This is a genomic window from Paraburkholderia sp. RL18-085-BIA-A (assembly GCF_046027075.1).
Lineage (GTDB): Bacteria > Pseudomonadota > Gammaproteobacteria > Burkholderiales > Burkholderiaceae > Paraburkholderia.
Map to the genome: position 1 here is coordinate 18361 of NZ_JARESU010000068.1, position 21029 is coordinate 39389.

Below are 21029 nucleotides of genomic sequence, written 5' to 3' on the forward strand. Positions count from 1 at the left end.
TGTGGACGTCTACGCAAACGCGTAGCGATGTGACGCGCACCGAGGCCTTCTTTTGTGATGAATGAAAGGACGTTCGTATCAGGCTGATTGAGCCAACCGTCCAGATTGCAGCGACGGAAGATGCACGCGGCGGCCTCGCATCGGGCTCGGCCCGAAACATCAACACCAACGTGAGCGGGTTGCGGCATCACGCGTAATAGCAATGCACATGTCGACCTGGGCCAACCGGCTGATGCCACGAACGCCGTACTCGATGAGGTCAATCATAGTCAGCGTCCGCTGCACCACAGCATTTCTGGCGCGAACAGGTGAGGTTTTGGCCGCGCTCGTCGGGCATTTTTCTTAAGCACTTGAGTGAGGGCCGAATTTGCAGATTGAAGCAGGCGTGCAGCTTGGAAATCAATTGCGACACGTGGTACCGTTCACGTAAGCGGGCCGATAAATCCGGCCTTAAAGGTAGGACACCGATATTGTCCATTGCCGAAACCACGCTGCCATTTCATCTCCGATTCCATGCAGGCTTTCAGCGCGTGGACGGCTCTTCAAGCACCGTGCGCCATTCGTTTTTAATGGAGTCGCAATGGCTTACATATCGTTACTTGCCTTATTCCTGACTGTCACTAACCTGATACCGTTGAGTGCAGTGGGATTCGTACCGATCGTCTTCTGTTCATGGCGTTTTTTCGGCAGAACTTACCCCGCATTTATTACGCCGCTAACCATTTTCACGCTGTTAGTCACGGTCTCCACGCTGCTCTACGATCCTCGCTCTTTCATCGAATTCGACTTCTACCGGCGTGACGGCAACTTTTTCATCTCCTATGCGCCAATCTTTGCCGGCTGCCTGTACACGCACCGCTGGGATCTGAACAAGGTGCTTCGCGCGTTCTTCGTGTTCGCGGTGATAATCAACCTGCCGGTCTACGCCTACTACATTCTTCAGAATGGCTTACTGGCCATTGTCGCGCATGCCGAAGACAGTTTCGGCAGCTACTTCATCGCCCGCAACGCGGCCGGCGGGTTCTTTGCAATGCTGTTCTGTCTGGGCGTAGCGTGCTACCTGCAAAGGCGTAGCAGGTTGGTGCTGGCGCTGCTGGCGGTCAACGCGCTGATGCTCTTCTCCACCTACAGCCGGGGCTCGTTGCTGGGCGTCGCTGTCCTGCTTCCGTATCTCTACTTTGGCCGCAAGCGCTGGATGCTGGCCACGATGATAGCCGCCATACTGGCGGCTTCGATCGCCATGGCGATTTACAATACCGAGCCGACGGTCGACTACATGGGCTACACCTTTACCATCCAGAATCAGGATGCGAAAGTCGCTAACCTGAGCATCCGCTACGAATGGCTGTGGCCGCGGGCCCTCACCTACTTCGAGCAAAGCCCGATCATCGGCCTCGGTTTCGGCTCATTCGACGACCATATCGGCAGTGTCGTCTCGTACTTCCATTTGTTCGGCGTGCCGTCGGACATCACGGTCGAACATAGCGACTCTCATGCGCACAATTCCTACCTGAATATCCTCGCGGAACTCGGCATCGTCGGGCTCGCGCTGATGTTGAGCTTCTTCTGGAAGCTGATTGAATGGAGCAAACACGGCGCGGCCGCCGCCGCGCTGATGGGCGGCGGGCAGAACTTCGCTGCATTCAGGTTTGTCGAGATTTCGTCAGTCTGCTTACTCGTGATGGCGGCAACCGAGCATCGCCTGGTATCGCCGTCGAATGTTCTGATCCTTACTCTCGTCATCTCGCTGCTGCTCGCGGCACGCGCGGTCAGTGCGGTAACACTCGTACCGCAACCGCAAAGGCCAACTGCCGCTCGCCAACCCAACTAAACTGGACGGCTGACCAGCGCTTTTGCAGCCGTGCTGTTAGCAAAAAGCGAAGAACCGACGGACCGGAAGGCGAGAGAATTTATGTGGAATGTATTTAGCAACATCGGCGACGCCGCCGTCACGTTGCCTGTAGCGGCACTTTGCGCCGGCTGGATTGCGTTATTCAATGTGCGCCTGGCATTGCGCCTCGTCGCGACACTCGTCGCCGGCGTCGCGATAGTGGGCGTAACCAAGGTGATGTATGCGGGCTGGGGCATCGCCATCCCCGCCGAAGATTTCCATGTGATTAGTGGACACGCGGTGCTGTCGACATCCATCTGGATGATAGCCATCACCTTGCAGTTGAAGTGGTGGCGTCTACCGACGCTGCCGGGCATCGTTGCCGGCATGGCCATTGGGGCGTTGACCAGTATTGCCCGCCTCATGAACCACGCGCATTCCGTGCCTGAAGTGGCATCGGGCTGGGTGCTGGGCGTGGTTATGGCGTTGTTCTTTCTGCGGACCGCTGTCAATGTCGAGCTCGATCGCCTCAAGCCGGTCTGGCCGACCCTCAGCCTTCTGCTCGTGTCCTCGCTCACCTATGGGCACGAGGCACCGTTTGAATACTTGATCCAAACACGTTCACCACAACTTCATAGTCACGTGCCGCCCGTCATGGCCTTTCTTGGACGGGTTCGCTACGGCATTCAGTCTCATGAAGCCACGTCGGCGAAATGACGCTCTTCCACAGACAGCGGGTCTCTGACAGGATACGGAAGAAACTGTTCGACGCATGCGTACGGAAGCCGCGCGTCGATGAAACTCGTCAGCGCCGTCTTGAAGTTCTCCGATGAAAAGCGCTCGGCATTGCGGCGGCACTGCCGGGGGTCGAACAAATGGGCGTTGTCTTCAAAACGGCTTACTGCTTCCAGCAGCGACTCCAGTGTTTGCTCGCCAAAGAAAACGCCCGTTGGCCGATCGAGCGGCAAGCCGACGACCGACTCCAGCACGCCCCCTCTGCCGAACGCAATGACCGGCGTTCCGCATGCCTGGGCTTCCACCACTGAAATGCCGAAATCCTCTTCAGCCGCGAACACAAACGCACGGGCCCGACGCAGATGGTCGACGAGCACATCGAAAGGTTGATGACCGAGAATCGTCACGTTCTCGCCGGCGACGGACTTGATCCTTTTCATCTCGGGACCGTCGCCGATCACCACCAGCCGGCGTTCCGGCGTTTGCGAAAAGGCTCTGACGATCAGGTCGATCCGCTTATACGGCACCATGCGAGAAGCGGTCACGTAAAAATCTTCCTTCTGTGTACATAACGACAGACTGGCGAGATCGACCGGCGGATAAATGACGGTCGCTTCCCGCTGATAGGCTTTCTTGATACGCCGCGCGATGAAGTGCGAATTCGCGAGGAGATGATCGACGCCATTGGCCGAGCGCGAGTCCCAGCCGCGAATGTAATGAAGCAGCACGCGCGCCATCGCCGATTTGATGCCGGTGGTTAGATGGGACTCCCTGAGATATTGATGCTGCAAATCCCACGCATAGCGAATGGGTGAATGCACGTAACTGATGTGGACCTGGTTCGGGCCGGTCAGCACGCCCTTCGCAACCGCGTGCGAACTGGAAATGACGAGGTCGTAGCCGGACAGATCGACTTGCTCGATCGCGATCGGCATGAGCGGCAGGTAGGCACGGTAACGTCGTCGCGCAAAGGGCATCCTTTGAATGAACGACGTGTTGACGGATTTGCCCTTCACGCACTCGCGGTCTTCCAGAAAATCGACAATCGAAAAAATGTCCGCGTTCGGGAAGCATTCGATGATGTTTTTCAACACCTTCTCCGCTCCACCCGAAACAACTAGCCAATCGTGAACAATAGCGACTTTCACTTCGACCTCCTGTGAGATTGCAACCGAGACCTACGCGGGCATCGTCCTTCTTTCATTCTCGCGCTTCATTCATCCTTCCCTGTGCCCGTCTGGGGCCGCAGACCACACGCCATCCTGACCATGCCCATCGCGCGCTGGGCTCCCGGCACCAGACCAATCAGTTCGAGGCGGATCGTGATGCCCAACAGCATCATCGCCAGCGTCGCTTCGCCGACTACCCGAGCAGACGCCATGCCCACTGCTCCATATCGAGGCGCAAGGATTAGTGCCACTGTCAGATTGACCAGGCCCGACACCGCGCCCGCGATCGCAAGCAGCCGATCTTTTCTGCGCGGCACGAATACATAAAACGCGACAAAAACGTTGAACGCTGCGAACGGAAACATCCACGCGAAAATCTGCAGTACGTAGGCGCTAGGCTCGAAAGCCGGGCCCAGGATCAAAGGCAGCACGAAAGGCGAAAGCGTGAGTGCGCCGCATAGAATCAGCAGTCCGTAACCCATTAGCAAGATGGCGCCCCGCCGGGTTGTCGCATGGGCGCCGTCCTTGTCATCCTGCGCGAGCTGCCGCGATATGGTGGGAATGAATACTTGCGAGGCCGGTCCCATCAGACTCAGTGCGATCGCGGCGAAACGTTCGGCCGCCCCGAAGTAGCCTACCTGCGCAGGCGTGGACAACAACGTCAACAAATAGGTCGACGACGCCGTCAACACGACTGAACCGGACGAATAGCAAAAAAGCATTGTCGAACTTCGCACAAGAGGAACAACGCCGGCGAGTTTGAGACGCGGCCACCCTAGTTGATAAGTTGTCAGACCGTACGAAATGATCGAAGACGCCACACCCGCGATCAGAAGACTCGCCAGCACCCACACGGCGTCGTCCGGTCCTTTCACGAGGTTGAGCACCAGCACGAGGCTCAACGCAAAGCCGAACACCTCGATCATGATCGGGGTTCGAAAGTGGTGGCGTCCCTGAAACAGCCAACCGAGGTTCAGCGCCGACACGATACCCAGCACCGTAGCCAGCAGACCGATCACCGGCCGCTCTGACAACACCGGCGAACTCATCGTGCCCACAACACCGATACAGGCACCCAGCAAACCCATCAGGAGCCGCGCACTGACATGCAGCGAGTAGATGGAGTTGCACTCCGCCGCGGAGTGCGCCTTTGAAACATCCCGCATGCCGACGAACGTGAATCCATAACCGACGAGCATCCATATCACATTCATCAGCGACATCGACGCCAGTACCCGGCCGTACTCCGCAACGCCGAGAATCCTTCCATAAAGCGGCACGACGATGAGGAGATAGACATACCTCATCAAATATCCACCATAGACAAACGCAATAACGTTAGCGTTCGCGGGTCTATCCATACCGCTCTCCTTACGCGCGTTCCGGACTTCAGCGCCCAGCCGCGCGACGGCGGGCAAGCGGGTTGGAGATATAACGCACCACGAAGTCGGACAACGGTGAGTAAGGCACAAGACACAAACTTGAAAGCACCAGCGTGCCGACCTTCTTCTTGATGCTCCAGAACGGGTTCGCGACGATCGTATGCAAATAGCCGCGAGAGTCGCGCAGCATCCAGCGCCAGCGTGTCAGAAAGGTCGCGTGATAAACGCTCGAACAGAAGGACGCTTTCTCATGTGAGAAGTCATGAAATGTCGGCGGAAGCTCCAGTTGCAGCCGCGCTCTGGCGATATTCCTCAAGATCGCCCACCGCATGTTGAACGCCCTCGGCGCCTTGTTGATCTGCTCCGAGTTGGCGAACGACACCGTGGCGCTGTCGGCGTTATGCACGCGGTAGCCGCCAAGCGACTTCGGAACCGTCGCGATAGGGCCACTCAAGGCCACACCGTAGATTGCATAAAAGTCCGCGCCGTAACGGTTGACGCCCTCCTCCGGAACGGGAAAGATGCGCCGCAACGCGCTTACGCGATATGCATTGCCCGACGCAGGCGGCGACGGATAAAGCCAGCCGCCCATCAGCAGTTTTCCGCAGTCGGCCGGCGGCTCGCTATGAGGGACATACGCGCCGGTGGGCAGTCCCGCGCCATCCATCACATCGAGGCGGAATTGCACCTTGGCCCAGTTTCCGTCCGCGAAGAGCCGCATCACTTCGGAAACGGCGCTCGGGTACAGCACGTCATCCGAATCGAGGAAGATCACGTACTCCGTTCCGAGCGCTTCGATCGCGTAGTTGTACGCGGAGACCTGACCACCGTTCTTCTTGAAGACAGACGAAATGCGCGTGCCGTACTGTTCGATGATTGCGCGTGAGCCGTCGGTGGAACCGTCGTCGATGACCACCACAGTCGTTGCTGGATAGTCCTGCGCCAGCGCCGAGTCGATCGACGCGGCGAGATAGTGTTCGTAGTTGTAGTTGCAAATCACAACGGCGACCTGTTTCATGATGTCTCGACGCTATCCAAAAGATTCGGCTTAGTCGGAATCCGACAACCGTGAAACTGACGACACACCCGCAACTACGACGACTCATTCGAACTGGGCGTGGACCGTTCTATTCGAATGGCTACACCGCGCGACGGACAACGAAATACGCGAAGTCCCTGGGCGGATTGTTGCCAGCTCCATTGACCTGAACTGGCAGATTCAAGCGAACCCCGGATCTGGGATGCATTGGATCGCGCGGTCCATTCGGTTGGCCGGGTTCCACCGAGCCGCGCCACCAACTGACTCCCATCGCGCGCCTCATCTGCAAGTCGCTCGGCGACCGGCACGAACCGCTGGGCCGGATCGCCGCGAGTGAGCGCAACACCCGCCGTCTGCTGATGCTATTCGCTACGCGATTCATTCGCGTTCCCATGAACATATGCGCTAACTCGTCGACGCGCTGGGCGTCAAATCGTGCAGGCGGTCGCCGGTCGTCCCGTAGAGGATCTCGAGAGCTTTCTGCGCCGAGTATTCCCAACGAAATTCGCGGGCATGCAGCAAGCCCATTGTCCGGTGGCGCTGCCGCAGTTCAGCATCGTTCATCATCCGCGAAATCTTCGCGGCAATATCGTCCGCCGAAGTCGCATCGCAATACATCGCGGCGTCGCCGCATGCTTCGGGTATCGCTGTGCTCGACGATGCAATCACGGGGCAGCCGCAGTACATCGCTTCGAGCGGCGGCAATCCGAATCCTTCATACAACGACGGAAAAATCAGGCAGCCTGCGTTCTCGTACAGCGCCTTCAATTCGCCATCCGACACGAAGCCCGCCCACACGACCTGGCTGGAGTGCGCCGCATTGCCGGTATGCTGCGCAGCGTCAGTGTGGAAGATGCGCGAGTTCCTGCCGCCCACGACGACGAACTTGAGTTCCGACAAATGTTCGAGCTTGCCGACCGCTTCGAGAACACGCTGCAGATTCTTGCGCGGATCAAGGCTGCCGACGATCACACAGTAGCCATCTCTCGCAAGCCCGAGACGGCCTAGAACAGCCGGGTTCGCCGCGATACGGTCGAGGTGATCCGCAGCGGGATGAACAACCGCGATGCGTGACTCATCGATCTTCAGGTGATGGCAAATACGCGACTTCGAGAAGGTCGACACCGTCAGGATCATAGGGTGCGTGCGCCGCAGCATCGCGAAGCATATCCGGTACCAGAGCCGGAACCTGCGGGAGAAGCCATGCGGCACATCGTAGATCGCCATGTCGTGAACCATCACGACCTGTCCGCGCTTGAAGAGCGGATTGGTATTGCACAGATTGAGCAGCGTCATGCCTCGGGCTGCAATGGGCAGCGTGATCTGCTCCCAAAGGGTGCCGCGCAACCACGGGAAGCGGCGCAGGTGCTTGAGCAGCGTCCCCGGTTCCATGGCGTTTTGCGGCACGAACACTTCCAGTTCGTCACCGATCCTCGCGTCCATCTGCATTGCTCTCGTGAGTTCGTACGCCACCCGCTGAACACCGGTGACAGGCTGCGAAGTGAACTTTCCGTTGATTGCAAAGGCCATCGGATTCTCCGTTTGACGCCGTCACGAAGCTACTGGCTGCAACTGGCTTACGACCGGGCGAGATCAATGCGTGGTTTCGAGATCGCTGGCGTAGTTCGTCGCATAGCCGTAATTCCGGGTACTTCGCCGCAACGGAATCCCATTGAAGACCGCGCCTGAAATTCGCCCTTCGGCACGTTCCATCTTCTTGACCGTGTCCGCGATTTCCTCCTCGCTCTGCATCCCGGAGCGCAGCACGAGCAAGGACGCGCCAGCTTCACTCGCAATGATGGAAGCGTCCGTGACCGCGAGAAAGGGCGGCGTATCGATGATCACCAGATCGTACTGGCCCGCGAGCCGCTCCAATACATCCTTGAAGCGGGGCTTCATCAGCAATGCGGCGGGGTTCTCGGGGCGCACCCCACACGACAGGAACGTCAAGCCGTCGATACCCGTGGGCCGCAATGCGTTGCGCAAAGGCATCCGCTCGGCGAGCACTTCCGACAGGCCGCCGCGGTTGGTGCCTTCGAACAGCGACGCCAGGTGGCCTCGCCGCATATCGGCGTCGATCAGAACGACTCGCGAGCCGATCTCCGCGTGCAGAATCGCGAGATTTGCCGCGATAAAGCTCTTTCCCGCGGAAGGCGTGGGTCCGATCACCATCAGGACGTTGTTGCGCGCGTGCGCCAGATCGCGTGTGAGCGCCGTGCGTACCGCGCGAAGTGCCTCAACCGAAGTGTCGTGTGGAAAACGTGCCGCGAGGACCCTGCTGTTGGCGTCGCCTGGAGAAACTGCCGTGGCCCCCACCCCGGCCGCACTGCGGCGGAACTGCATTTCAGGTGGGGCCTTCTGGAATGGCAGACTGCTTTTCCCTCCCAGACCCGCCAGTAATTTGCGACTCGAGCCCGCCGAAACGCGATCGAGCAGAAGTTGTTGCTGACTGAACAGAATCTCGCCGAAAACCGGCACGCTCATTCGACGTTCGACGTATCGGGGGTCCGTCACGCCGGTCAACACGTGGCGGCGCATGAAGACGAGCACCACGCCTGACACCAGACCCAGCACCAGCCCCCCCGAAAGAACCAGTGCTGGCTGCGGCTTGACTGGACGATGCGGCCTGATCGCCTGGTCGACGACATGCGCTCCGCCCGTCGTGCTGGCGCGCCGGACCTGCAATTGTTCGGCCTTCTGGACCATCCCGAGATAAATCGTTTCCGCGACCTTCTGCGCACGAAGGAGATCGACACTCTCACGTTCGGACGACGGCATGCCGCTAAAGTGGCCATCGAATTTCGCCTTCGCGTCCTTCAATTGCGCAAGTTGCGTGTCGATATTCTGTATCCAGCGGCTATCCGGTCTGTATCGTTCGAGCAGTTGTGTGCGTTGCAGTTGCAGGCCCGCAATCTGCTTGTCGAGGTCCAGGCCTCCCTGCAGATAGGCTTGCGCCTCGGCTGTCGGCTGCATGGACTGCGAGTTCGAGCGGAAGTGCTTGAGTGCGTCCTCGGCTTGCCTCAGATCCGCGAGCAAACGGGGCAGCTCGCCGTTGATGAACGCGAGCGTAGTCGTGTCGTTGAGCTGGCGGGTCGCAATGGCGGTCGCAAGATACTGCTGAGCCAGCGCATTGGCCACCTCGGTCGCCTTGTCCGGACTCTTGTCCGCGTACTCTATCTGGAGAAGACCCGAGTCCTTCACCTTGTCGCTAACCTTGACCAGCTCCTCGAATCGCTTGATTGCGTCGAGTTCATTCCAGCGAATCACCTGGAATTTCGTGCCCGGCCGCGCGTCCAGCTCCTTCACGAGCAGGGACACGCCGTTGTCCATTACGGTCTTGCCCACTGCGCCCTTCACGAGAAGTTCGTCGGAAGGTCCGCGCAATTCATAAGCGCCGTTCTCGAGAGCGATCAAGGTCAGCTTCTCTTCCTCGAGTTCCCGCGGCACCTCCAGCCCACCGATCTGAACGCGCTCGCCGCCCCATGCGAAAGACTTCAATCCCAGCCAGGGCGCTGACGGCTCTCCCGGTGTCGCGAACTTCTCGGCGATGTCGCCCAGAACAGGCAGCTTGTGCGGCGTCACCGACACGTCGAAGCGGAATTTGTCGATCACCGGATCGAGCACGGACCGACTTCGCATGACGGCCATCTCCGTCGTAGGAGACGGCGAGGCCGGTGGAAGCATCTCATTCTGCAACGCGAGACCAAGCGCGTTCGGCTCCGGCGGGTCGACTCGCACCAGAACGTCAGCGGAATAGATCGGCGTTGCAATGAGTAGATAGGCCACTGCCAACGTCAGAACAACGACCGTCGTGACCACAATTTCCCAAACGTGATCCCGCATCAGCGTGAGCATCCCACGCACGCTGAGTTGGCCACGCTCAGTGCTGGCAGCCGAAGAGAGCGAATTCAGAGGGTAGTAATCCACCGCTTGATCCTTCCATTTTTCGATGGGCAGAGTAACGATTCGATATTGCTCCGCTGCACCACCAGTTCGCAATCTGGAACCGCTGCCGGCCGCTGTGGGTATGACACTGGCCGGCAGCACCTCGGAGTGACGTGCTGGGTTGGGTTAGGTCGGAGAACCGTGTTCGATGCGGCCTGAACGACGGAGGACAGTACGGCCTGGTGCTCGTCTCGATCGCTTGTTACGATCGAGACCGCCGACTTCATCAAAATTCCTCATTTCTCCAGCAGCGATCAAAGAAATCAATATCCTCCATTCATTCGTATTACCAAATAATTGCTTAGTTCATTCCTTGCAACCGAGGGCACTGCGCTGGTTGCGGGAAATTGTCTGCCCCTACTTCGAAAAAGTAGAAGACATTTTGGTTCACGTGGTATCGACGATAGCGACCTCTAGACCCGAGGACACGCCGAAAGAAAATTGTTTTGCGCCAATCGCGAGACTCTTGCGTAACGACAGTTCGTTCTCAATCGGACAGCCGCCACGCAACGTCGATCTTCAGGATGCGGTCCCGCGACGGCATGGACCTCGCATCACGAATGTCCTGCGCGACGCTACGAACGCAGGACCGGCAGAACCATGTCAGCACGGTGTGACGCGACCGCGTTCCGCTTGCTCGCGTTGCGCGCCAAGTCCGACACGGCATCCAGCAGTCCTGGATAACGGTGACTGGAAATATCCCATCGCCACACCATGGCGATGGGGTGTTAAACAAAGCATTCCATCAAGCGAATTCAAAAGTCAGTCAATTGCGACTTAACTTTTTCTGTGGATGTTGCAGTGAAGCATAGACTGCAAAAAGAACATTCAATCGTAATCGGCAGAAATTCGGGTGTTAATGGCCGATTACGCAGAGGGCTTTACAAATGCAGCAGCCGCAGAAAGCGTTGTTGCTAACTGCAAGTGATGTAACAGAGTTATACGGGTCAGTGCAAATGCGTTAACAGAACCTTAAAAAAAGTTCACAGAAAGAGAACCTCTGTTTTGAACGCCATTCCGGGCAGCAGCCCTTGCCATGTCACGCGTAGAGCCTGTAGTAAGGCTTTGCGTCCGCGTTCGGTCCGCGCAGTAGTCACGGAAAAAGTTTCTCGTGGGAATGGATATTAGAACGCTTTTTCTCAAATTGCGAGGTAAGAATTTCTCTCGCTATGACTATTACGCCAAAACACCCGCGAATACCAGCCAAGTTCGTCCTGGAAATTTCGATGCGTTAATCTCGCAACTGGAGTGATTGGCCTGTTGGGAGAACAGCCGGACGACTTCCGCAGATCTTTTTGCGCCACGCGTCAATGAGCATCGGAATGGATGAAAGCTATGAAACACATTGGTCTCTTGGTTTTTCAGAACTGTTCGATGACAACCATCGGAGCTATCGGTGATGCTTTCCGGCTTGCCAACGAGTTCGAGAAGGATGCAGGCCAGCAACTTCCATACAGGTTCTCCGTGCTGTCGGACGAAGGCGGCGTGGTGACTACGTCCTCCAGCATTTCGATCTGGACGCAAAGTCTCAAACGTTACAGCCTCTCGGATTTCCATGCTTTCTTTGTCGCTTGCCGTGACGCGGCCGAAACCGCGGAATCTAACGATCGCTTTCTTGCGTGGATTTCCCAGCAAGGATCGATCGCTTCGGTTCGCATCCAGCAAGGCGCGAATCTCGCGGTCGTGTGCCGCAATCCGTTGCAATCGACTGTGCCCATCTTTCTGTTCGACGACAGGAGCGGCGTCATGCAGGACGGTGGCGGTGTGACGCCTACCGACCTGGCGCTTGCGCAGATCGAGCGCGATTTGAGTTCCGACATCGCCCGGAAGATCGCCCGCATTCTGCAGACGAGCTATAACGAGAAGAACAAACCGGACCTCGACGACGCGAACATCACCACTACCACCGAGAAGATCCGCGAGTCGGCACGCTGGATCAAGGAGAACTATAGCAAGGCGATTTCGGTCGCCCAGGCCGCCGAATGTGCGGCCATGAGCAAGCGCAATTTCCAGCGCCGCTTCAAGTGCGAATTCGGTATGACACCTCTCGAATATCTGTTGCGTACGCGCTTCGAGGTCGTGTCGTCGATGCTGCGCAATACTGACTTGCCAGTCGACAAGATTGCACGGCGATGTGGAATGGGCGACGGCAACCGGCTGGGCCGGCTCTTCAAGGAACGCTACGGCATGTCGCCCACTCAATTTCGCGCCCGGCAACATTTCGAGTCCGAAGAACGGTGCCTGGCACATGAGGAAAGTTGGAGCGCCGCAACTGAGATAGTGCGTGAAGCCCCTTGAGCGTCGAACAAGCTTCGCAACGCCACCAGTTATGGATCACACATGACGACAATCAAGTCCGCCCAGTTCGATGGCGAAGCCCCCGCATCCGCCTCGATCCGCCAGGAAGCTGTGGCATCCGAAGATAATGCGGCCGCCGAGGTGGGACGAATGCCGATAGATCTTTATCAGCTGCAGCCGCACTCGGTCCCTCTTGTCAGAAGAATGAAGGAAGCGGCGAAGTCCGTGCTGCCGGATGCGCTTTTCCTGAGTCTGTTGCATCACAAATGCATTGGCCGTTATCCCAACCTGCTTCGCCCGACCACCTTCAACGAAAAGATTCTGCAACGCAGTCTCAGACCCGATCCTCGCTACATCAAGTTGACCGACAAGCTCCTGGTTCGTGAATACATCGCCGGCAAGATCGGCGAGGAGCATCTGATACCGTTGATCGCGGCGCCGGATGTGTTCACGCGCGAGGTGTTCGACGCTCTGCCGAATGCCTTTGTGATGAAGGCGAATCACGGCAGCAGCTTCGTCGAAGTAGTGAGAGACAAGTCGGAAACGTCTTTCGAAAAACTGCAACTTCGTGCAGCGCAGTGGTTGGCCACCGACTTTTACGACATTGCACGCGAGCGGCACTACCGCACGATCAGGCCGCGCATCTTCTTCGAGCAGTTGCTTCTGGACCAGCGCGGCCAGATACCGGCGGATTTCAAGCTGCACTGCTTCAACGGACGGCCGGGTCGGCCGATCATCTACATCCTCGTGATATCGGATCGATTCGGAAGCGCGACGCATGGCGACGTGTACGACGTCGACTGGAATCATCTCGACATCGCGATCGGCTTCTACAAAAGAAGCGCCGCGCCCGCGCCGCGCCCAACGAATCTGGACTCGGTGCTGAACGCGGCACTCACCTTGTGCGAAGACTTCGACTATGTTCGCGTGGATCTGTACGCGCCAGATAACCTGGTGTACTTCGGCGAGTTGACGTTCACACCGGGCGCTGGCGTATTGCCGTTCACACCTGACCGCGTCGACTACGATTGGGGAAAGTTGCTGGTTTGAACTGGACGTGCGACGCAAAAGACGGCGACGTATTGGATGACGCCGCTTGCGGGAGCACGCGCTGCCGGTCGAATTAAAGCAGGAGCAAAACAACGCGGCCTCCCTTTGCCGAAGCGAAGGGAGGCCAGATTCATTGTCCGCGAAGAGTTCTCGTCCGCTTAGTTGTCCGGGTTGCTCGCGGTGAAGCTCGTAAATGCGCTATAAGACGGATTGATCGGCGTGCCGTTCATCATAATGCCGAACGTTTCGTTTCCGCTATCGAGCACGTAGTACATCACCGACTGGATGTTGTGAGTCTTTCTCGCCTGATAGAACTCGTTCAGTTGTGTGGTGATGTAGTTCGCCCGGTACGTCTCGGTTTGTTCAGGGCTCGCGTTCCATTCGGTGATCATGAATGGCACGCCGTATCGGGCCTTGCAGTACGCCGGCAGATCGATTCCAGGACCAGCGCCGTCAGTGCCGATGTTGAAAATATCGCCGTACACTTCATAGTTGTGCCACGTGGTGATATCCCAGCGTACCGTTGGATAGCCGCTGCTGCCGTCCGGTTGAGTACCCTCCCACAACGCGTCGGACGCGCCAATATCGTTCACGCAGAAGTTGATACCACACTTCGCAGAAGATTGGACCGACTTCACCCCATCGATCATGCCGCGCATCACGCCACGCATTACAGGCCAGTTCGCATTGTTGAAGTCAAGTGCCTTCGTGCCTGCGTTGGTGGAATCCAGAATAATGGCGCCATCGCGTGTCAGCTCATTGCCGCATTCATACATGGTCACGCCGTACGGCATCAGCGCACGTGCGACCGTTGAGCCTGTTGAGTAGGCAGCGCTATAAGCAGTCGACTCGCCGGAGAAGAGTTTGCCGCTGCTGTCGTAGAGGCCCTGGTTGATCAACACGAGCAACTGGATTCCGGCCGACTGGAAAGTTTGCGCGAGCTTGGCCACTGCATTGATTTGCGTGGGGTCGGACGTGCAACCGACGCGGTAGCTCGTGCAGCCCATCGCCTTCAAGATCGTGACCAGTTGTGCGGGCGTGTACGTGTAATCGAAGTGCCCATTCATACCGTAGAAGCCACCCGCGGTCTGCGCGACAGCAAGGCGCGGGTCGGCGCAAGGCAGCCATGCATTGGCAACCTCTGCATTCACGTAAAACTGGCCACCCGTGTTGCAGTGATACATCCTGCCGCCGTACCAAAGTACGAGCGCCACGTTGAAATTGGGACCGACGGCGACGCCATTCTTGTAGATGATGCCGTTGGAAACTGTCCAGACTCCGCCTGCGTTGTCCGTGATGGATGACGCCGGCGGCATGACCGTGCCGCTCGCGGCGCCGGTGCTCGCACGCGCCGTTGTCGTTGCTTTAGCGTTTGAGGATGCAGACGTGTTACCACTGCCGTCTTCAGAACCTCCGCCACCGCATGCGCTCAAAAGAACGCTTCCACCAAATGCCGTCAGGCAACCAAGAAATTGACGTCGCTTTACCATGTCGAATTATTTCCACAATCGAGAAAATGCTCTCGAAAAAAGTCCAAATATTATTTTTTGGAAGTTCGAATTATTCAATGCGCCGGTGAATATTCATTCCCACTTCGCACTACTTAAAAATGAATAGTCTCTAGCACATTCCGGGTGCAGCACTGACTTCTGATTGAATGCCGAACGTGAACTTGCCTGGATGCGGCAATGCAATCGACGAGTACCGGTGATCGCCAATGGCGAGCCGAGCCGCACATCAACCGCGTTTGACAATCAGAGGAAACACCGAACTACGATTACTGCTGCCGTGCGAAAAAGTGCGTCAGACGCTGCGCAAACGTTTGCTTAACGGGCGAACACGTCCGACCTTCTCAGCAAATTATTCCCACAAACGCGTCGACCGGGGTGAATAGTACGCGGAAGTGGCGGTTTCCAACAGAAGAAGTAGTACTTTTAGGCCAAATAGCATAAATATTTCTAATAATTTCTTGCCGCGTCAAGATTTCTACTTTCTCATGATCATAAGAGGATGGATGACCGGAAAATTTGACATTTCGACCCTATAACAAAGGCATCTCGAAGCCTGGCATTTCAAACGGATGCGTCATCAATTCCCTTTCAAATTTATTGCGAGCGTGAAAATTTGCTCGATAAAGGGAAGAACAATGATTGAACTAACCAGTACACTATTCGAAAGTCAACTTTCGTTACGAGCCCTTACATTTTCCTCGGAGATGGCTGCTTGCCGCACCGTGCTGTTAAAGTGTTATTCAGAATTATTTGAAGCAGCCGGGAGTATTAATACGATAATAAACAAGCTGATTCGGCAAACATCCATGAATAAGGATGCAAAGCGATTAAATCGTGGCCGTATAAAATTGTGCCCAAGGTCTTTACGCCTTCACACGAATGCCGCCTTCGTTCAGGCCAACGCGAAAAACCAGCGCACCGCATTACAAACGCACGCGTGGCCGGTCGGCGTCGCGCCGAGGCATCCAGTGAGCCCCTGAGTCAGTGCAACCGCCTGAACAACTTCAGGAGACGCTGCACTATGCTGTCCGTCTTCGCCGCGCTGCGCATTCGCGCCGCTATCCAATGACCCGCACGCGAGCGACTCCCTCAACTCCTCTATATCTCGCCACGCAGAAATTCCGGTAGGTGCTGAAACGCGGCCGGACCAGTTCCATCGGCTCGCAATGTCACGATGATCTCTTCCAGCACAGTCGCGGCGTTCGCCAACTCATCAGGCGATGCATCCGTGGGTGCGGCCACGTTCATTCGCTCCTGCGTTGTCGCGTCAATAACCCAACAAGCGGCAAGAACCTTATAGCCGAGGCGTTGCGTAGCAAAGACGGCTGGTCGTACGCGCTCAGCGAGGACACCCTCACCCGCCGGGCCGCCCGCCTCCACTTCATACGACTCGATCAGCGCAAAGATGTCATGCTGCAGATCGCGCCGCGCCCGCAGGGCGCCGGGCGTCGTCACGCAGCGCCGCACGCCGGTCCGCGCCGCACGCCCCTCGCTGCGTCGTCCGGGCCGGCGGGTGTCCGGACGCGAACTGGAGCGTTGGAGCTACGGGGTGTACTTCGATCAGGCGGGCTCCATACCGTTTCGCGACTTGGCGGCATCGCCCTCGCGCGATGTCAAAAAAGTCAGCAGCGCCTGCACGGCCTCGCGCTGACTCGTCGCGGTGCAAGCGGCTGCGGCGAACACGGTGGTGGCTTGAATATCAGGCGGCAGCGAGCCGACCACGTCGATGCCAGGCAAGTGGATCAATTCGCTCAATTGCTGAAAGCCCAGCGCGACATCCCCGCGCGCGACCAGCGCTGCGACCGGGACACCAGGCGGCGCCTGCACGATGCGCGGCGCGATGAGCCCGGCTATGCCCCAACGTTCGAACAGCCGCGTCAGATGCGTGCCGCTGGGCCCTGTCGAATGGCCGATGTTGCGCGTCCCGAGAATGGACTCGCGAAGCGCCGCTTCGCTGCCGATGTCCGGACGCGCCTGCCCTGCCGCGATCGCAATCGCAATGCCAGAGCGTGCAAGGTCGACCCGGCTCGCTGGATCGACGCGGCCTGCGGCGGCCAACCGGTCGAGCGCGTCCGCCGCCAGCACGACGAAGTCGAATGCTTCGCCATTCTGAACACGCCGGGCCGCGTCGACGCCGCCGACCGACTCGATCGCAACCGGCTGCCCCGACAGACGCTCGTAGCTCCCCGCGAGTTCGGCCAGCACCTGGCGCGTGGCCATCGACGAAATGCCGGTGATCGGCTTGCGTCCGGTTTGACCGCTGACCATGGTGACTGCCCTATTAATCTTTGTAGCGCAGCCCAGCCTGTTCCAGAGGCCCGCGCATGTTGTACATATCCAAACCCAGCACGCCGGAGGCCAGCTTCGCGCGCTTTTCGCTTTCGTTTGCTTCGCGGGTGGCCGCTTTTTCGAGCACTGCTTGCGCCGACGCCGCCGGCACCACCGCTACGCCATCGTCGTCCGCGACGACCACATCGCCCGGCGTGACCAGCGCGCCTGCGCACACCACGGGAATGTTCACCGAACCGAGCGTCGCCTTGACCGTGCCTTTCGCCGAGATAGCCTTGCTCCAGACCGGAAAGTTCATCTCGGTGAGCGCGCTCACGTCGCGCACGCCGGCGTCGATGATCAACGCATGCGCGCCGCGCGCCTTGAAGCTCGTCGCCAGCAGGTCGCCGAAATAGCCATCCGTGCAGTCTGCCGTGACCCCGGCGACGACGACGTCACCCGGGCGAATCTGCTCGGCTGCGACGTGCAGCATCCAGTTGTCGCCCGGTTGCAGCAGCACCGTGACCGCCGTGCCGCTCGCGCGCGCGCCGACATAGATAGGCCGCATATACGGCTTCAGCAGACCCGTGCGCCCCATCGCCTCGTGCACGGTCGCCGAGCCGAGCGCGCCGAGTTTCGCGGCAACGTCGACGTCCGCGCGCCGGATGTTGCGATAGACGACTCCAAGTTCGTACATGATTACTGTCCCTTCGATTGAAGCAATGCATCCAGGCGCGGATAGACACGCCGCGCATTTCCTTCGTAAATCTTGTGACGCTCTTGCGCATCGACGTGCGCCGCTTCGATATAGCGCTTCGTGTCGTCGAAATAGTGGCCTGTCTCCGGATCGATGCCGCGCACCGCGCCGATCATTTCGCTCGCGAACAGAATGTTGTCGACGGGGATCACGCGCGTCAGCAGATCGATGCCCGGCTGATGATAGACACAGGTATCGAAGAAGATGTTGTTCAGCAGATGATCCTTCAGCAGCGGTTTTTTCAGCTCCTGCGCGAGTCCGCGAAAACGGCCCCAGTGGTACGGCACCGCGCCGCCGCCATGCGGTATCACGAAGCGCAGGGTTGGAAAGTCGCGGAACAGGTCCGACGTCAGGCACTGCATGAACGCGGTGGTATCCGCATTGAGGTAATGCGATCCGGTAGTGTGAAAGCAGGCGTTGCAACTCGTGCTCACGTGAACCATCGCCGGAATGTCGTACTCGACCATCTTCTCGTAGATCGGATACCAGTAGCGATCGGACAGCGGCGGGCTGGTCCAATGGCCGCCCGACGGATCGGGGTTCAGATTGATCGCCACATTGCCGTACTGCTCGACGCACTTGACCAGTTCCGGGATGCATGTGGCAGTGTCCACACCGGGGCTTTGCGGCAACATCGCCGCCGGAACGAAATTGTCCGGAAAGAGTTGGCTCACCCGGTAGCACAGCTCGTTGCAGATCGCGGCCCATGTGCTGGAAATCTGCGCGTCGCCGATGTGGTGCGCCATGAAGCTCGCGCGCGGGCTGAAGATCGTCAGGTCGAGACCGCGCTCGCGCATCAGCTTCAACTGATTGTTTTCGATCGATTCGCGCAGCTCGTCGTCGCTGATCTGCAATTCCGACACCTTCGGCATCGCGGACGGATTCTTGATGCCCGCGATCTGGCGGTTGCGCCACGACTCCAACGCTTTCGGCGCGGTGGTGTAGTGGCCGTGAATGTCGATGATCACCGTCTCTCCTCAGAAAAATTGATTCCACGAGCGGCGCGCTGCGACGAAATCCGCGCGCGCCGCGCACGCCTTAATGTGCAGTGTTCGGGCGGCCCGCAGTCTCACTGGCGCTCACGCGCTGGCTCACCAGGATAGCGATTGCAGCCAGTGTAGCGGGGATCGCAAGCATCGCGAGAATCGCGCCGAACTGCCATCCGAAGCCGAGCAACGCACCGCCGATCGCCGAGCCGAAGATGCTGCCGAAGCGGCCCATGCCGAGCATCCAGCTCACGCCCGTGGCACGCGCCACCGTCGGGTAACGGCCAGGCGCATAGGCGTTCAGGCCGGTCTGTGCGCCGCTCATGCAGAAGCCCGCGGCAAAAACCAGCAAGGTCAGCGACGAAGACAACGCACCGATGTAGCCCAATCCGAGCACGCAAAGGCCGCCGCCCAGGTAGGCCGCGCTGATCACCGGCGCGGGGCGGACCTTGTCCATCACCCAGCCGACCAGAACCGCGCCGACCGTTCCGCCGATCTGGAAGATCGCCGTGATATTGGCGGCCGCGGTGACGGTCAGCCCGGCATCCTTCATCAGCGTGGGCAGCCAGCCGGTCAGCAGGTAGATGACGAGCAGGCCCATGAAATACGTGACCCACAGCGCGAGAGTCATCGAGCCGTAGCCTTGCGAGAACAGCACGCCGATCGGCTTGCGCGTCGGCAGCGGCGGTTCACTGGAGACGAACACTTCGTCGCCGGCAAAGCGCGCGCCACAGACCCGGCCGAGGACCGCGCCGATACGCTGGGACGACGCACCGCGCACTGCCAGCAAACGGGCCGATTCCGGCAACAGCCAGATCTGGAACGGGATCAGCACCAGCGGCAACGCGCCGCCGAAAATCAGCACCGAGCGCCAGCCATGAATCGGAATCAGCCAGCCGGCCGCAAAGCCGATCAAAGCCGAACCGAGGTTGAAGCCCGTGAACATGATGGTGATCAGCAATGCGCGCTTGCGCTGCGGTGCGTACTCGGACAGCAGCGTCGTCGAGTTCGGCATCGCGGCGCCGAGGCCGATTCCGGTCAGCAGTCGCAGCAGCGCCATGGCGGCCGGCGATTGCGTGAACGCAGTCGCGATCGTGAACACGCCGAACAGAAACACCGACGTAATCAGCACCCACTTGCGGCCGATGCGGTCCGATGCGGGCCCCGCCGTCAGCGCGCCGATCACCAGACCGATCGGCGCGGCGCTCATCACGAGCCCGAACGCGGGCCGCGAAATCCCCCAGTCGTGAATGATGGAAGGCGCGACAAAACCCATGATGGCGACGTCCATGCCGTCGACCGTCACGATCAGAAAACACAGCGCCACCAGTAGCCACTGATAGAGCGAGATCGGCCGTTCGTCGATGAACGCCTTGATGTCTATCCTCTTACCGCTCGTCATTCCACTTGTCATCAGATTTCTCCTGTCTCCTTCATTGGTCTTATCGCGCGGTCCAAGCTCTTCGCTTCGCTCCCGTTGATTGCGCTACCCGTCATGTCGTGGTGCCTCGTATAGCATTTCCAGATGACCCGATCCGAAGGTAGCGGTTCGCCCTCCGGCTCCAATAGGGCGGGTTAACCAGATGTGTGGAGGAAGTATCCGGGCTTTTAGTGTTCCGCATAGCGCCGCCGCAGCGGCGAAAGCCCCTTCAAAAGCCCTTTGGCTGAGGCTCTAGCGCAATCCTGGAGCCCTTGCTGGCGGCCCCGGCGAATCCGCGCGGAAGAGCACCCCGATAAGCAGATCAGATGACTCGCGAACGAAGTCGCATAGAAAGGACAGTTCAGCCGATGCTTTTTTCCCGCGTCAAGATACGAGCGCCCATGCGCCAGTTGATCTCCGCCAATCGCGCATTTTCATCATCCACTCGCTGCGACAACCTGCCCTCGTGAAAGCTTCGGCTTCGTAGCCGCAACTGCATGCGAGCGGAAAAGTGGACGCCAGCTCCATCGCCGCGCTATAGCGCGACAAAGCCTGCCAGCCGGGCTGTCAATTTCAATCTCTTTCAAGCTCTTTCCCCATCTAAAAAAATTATTGCGTGTCGTCGTGCGGGCGAGCGG

15 protein-coding genes are annotated in these 21029 nt (G+C 58.6%); 4 read left to right on the forward strand and 11 right to left on the reverse strand.

The window, feature by feature from the left end; translation table 11 throughout:
* Nucleotides 1-580 precede the first annotated feature (580 nt).
* Nucleotides 581-1831 (forward strand): O-antigen ligase family protein, encoded by a 1251-nt coding sequence (locus P0D89_RS32720; RefSeq protein WP_408364058.1) that lies wholly within the window; start codon nt 581-583, stop codon nt 1829-1831.
* An 81-nt stretch (nt 1832-1912) separates the two neighbouring features.
* Nucleotides 1913-2548, forward strand: coding sequence for a phosphatase PAP2 family protein (locus P0D89_RS32725; RefSeq protein ID WP_408364056.1), 636 nt, complete (start codon nt 1913-1915; stop codon nt 2546-2548).
* On the opposite strand, the gene P0D89_RS32730 is transcribed toward P0D89_RS32725, so the two are convergent.
* The 5 genes from P0D89_RS32730 to P0D89_RS32750 all read right to left on the reverse strand — a co-directional run bounded on the left by P0D89_RS32730 (nt 2524) and on the right by P0D89_RS32750 (nt 10083).
* The gene (locus tag P0D89_RS32730; RefSeq protein ID WP_408364054.1) at nt 2524-3714 is read right to left on the reverse strand and encodes a glycosyltransferase family 4 protein; all 1191 of its coding nucleotides are present in this window, start codon (nt 3712-3714) and stop codon (nt 2524-2526) included. The two genes, P0D89_RS32725 and P0D89_RS32730, sit on opposite strands and share 25 nt — an antisense overlap.
* Before the next feature lie 65 nt (nt 3715-3779).
* A complete protein-coding gene (locus P0D89_RS32735) occupies nt 3780-5096 on the reverse strand; it encodes a lipopolysaccharide biosynthesis protein (protein ID WP_408364052.1) in 1317 nt (438 codons plus the stop codon).
* A gap of 28 nt (nt 5097-5124) precedes the next feature.
* Nucleotides 5125-6135 (reverse strand): glycosyltransferase family 2 protein, encoded by a 1011-nt coding sequence (locus tag P0D89_RS32740; RefSeq protein WP_408364050.1) that lies wholly within the window; start codon nt 6133-6135, stop codon nt 5125-5127.
* A 426-nt stretch (nt 6136-6561) separates the two neighbouring features.
* Nucleotides 6562-7686 (reverse strand): glycosyltransferase family 4 protein, encoded by a 1125-nt coding sequence (locus P0D89_RS32745; protein WP_408364048.1) that lies wholly within the window; start codon nt 7684-7686, stop codon nt 6562-6564.
* 63 nt (nt 7687-7749) lie between these two features.
* Nucleotides 7750-10083 (reverse strand): polysaccharide biosynthesis tyrosine autokinase, encoded by a 2334-nt coding sequence (locus P0D89_RS32750; protein ID WP_408364046.1) that lies wholly within the window; start codon nt 10081-10083, stop codon nt 7750-7752.
* Nucleotides 10084-11475: 1392 nt separating this feature from the next.
* Between P0D89_RS32750 and P0D89_RS32755 the strand changes: the two genes are divergently transcribed.
* Nucleotides 11476-12399, forward strand: a complete 924-nt coding sequence (locus tag P0D89_RS32755) for a GlxA family transcriptional regulator (protein WP_408364044.1) — start codon at nt 11476-11478, stop codon at nt 12397-12399.
* Nucleotides 12400-12549: 150 nt separating this feature from the next.
* Nucleotides 12550-13449, forward strand: a complete 900-nt coding sequence (locus P0D89_RS32760) for an ATP-grasp fold amidoligase family protein (protein WP_408364092.1) — start codon at nt 12550-12552, stop codon at nt 13447-13449.
* Between the two features lie 158 nt (nt 13450-13607).
* On the opposite strand, the gene P0D89_RS32765 is transcribed toward P0D89_RS32760, so the two are convergent.
* The 6 genes from P0D89_RS32765 to P0D89_RS32790 all read right to left on the reverse strand — a co-directional run bounded on the left by P0D89_RS32765 (nt 13608) and on the right by P0D89_RS32790 (nt 20373).
* Nucleotides 13608-14939, reverse strand: a complete 1332-nt coding sequence (locus P0D89_RS32765) for a hypothetical protein (protein WP_408364042.1) — start codon at nt 14937-14939, stop codon at nt 13608-13610.
* A gap of 1119 nt (nt 14940-16058) precedes the next feature.
* Nucleotides 16059-16415, reverse strand: coding sequence for a hypothetical protein (locus tag P0D89_RS32770; RefSeq protein ID WP_408364040.1), 357 nt, complete (start codon nt 16413-16415; stop codon nt 16059-16061).
* Between the two features lie 105 nt (nt 16416-16520).
* Nucleotides 16521-17228 (reverse strand): substrate-binding domain-containing protein, encoded by a 708-nt coding sequence (locus tag P0D89_RS32775; RefSeq protein ID WP_408364038.1) that lies wholly within the window; start codon nt 17226-17228, stop codon nt 16521-16523.
* A gap of 13 nt (nt 17229-17241) precedes the next feature.
* Nucleotides 17242-17925, reverse strand: a complete 684-nt coding sequence (gene ligK / locus P0D89_RS32780) for a 4-carboxy-4-hydroxy-2-oxoadipate aldolase/oxaloacetate decarboxylase (RefSeq protein WP_408364036.1) — start codon at nt 17923-17925, stop codon at nt 17242-17244.
* A gap of 2 nt (nt 17926-17927) precedes the next feature.
* Nucleotides 17928-18953 (reverse strand): amidohydrolase family protein, encoded by a 1026-nt coding sequence (locus P0D89_RS32785; RefSeq protein WP_408364034.1) that lies wholly within the window; start codon nt 18951-18953, stop codon nt 17928-17930.
* Between the two features lie 70 nt (nt 18954-19023).
* The gene (locus P0D89_RS32790; RefSeq protein WP_408364090.1) at nt 19024-20373 is read right to left on the reverse strand and encodes an MFS transporter; all 1350 of its coding nucleotides are present in this window, start codon (nt 20371-20373) and stop codon (nt 19024-19026) included.
* Nucleotides 20374-21029: the final 656 nt, after the last annotated feature.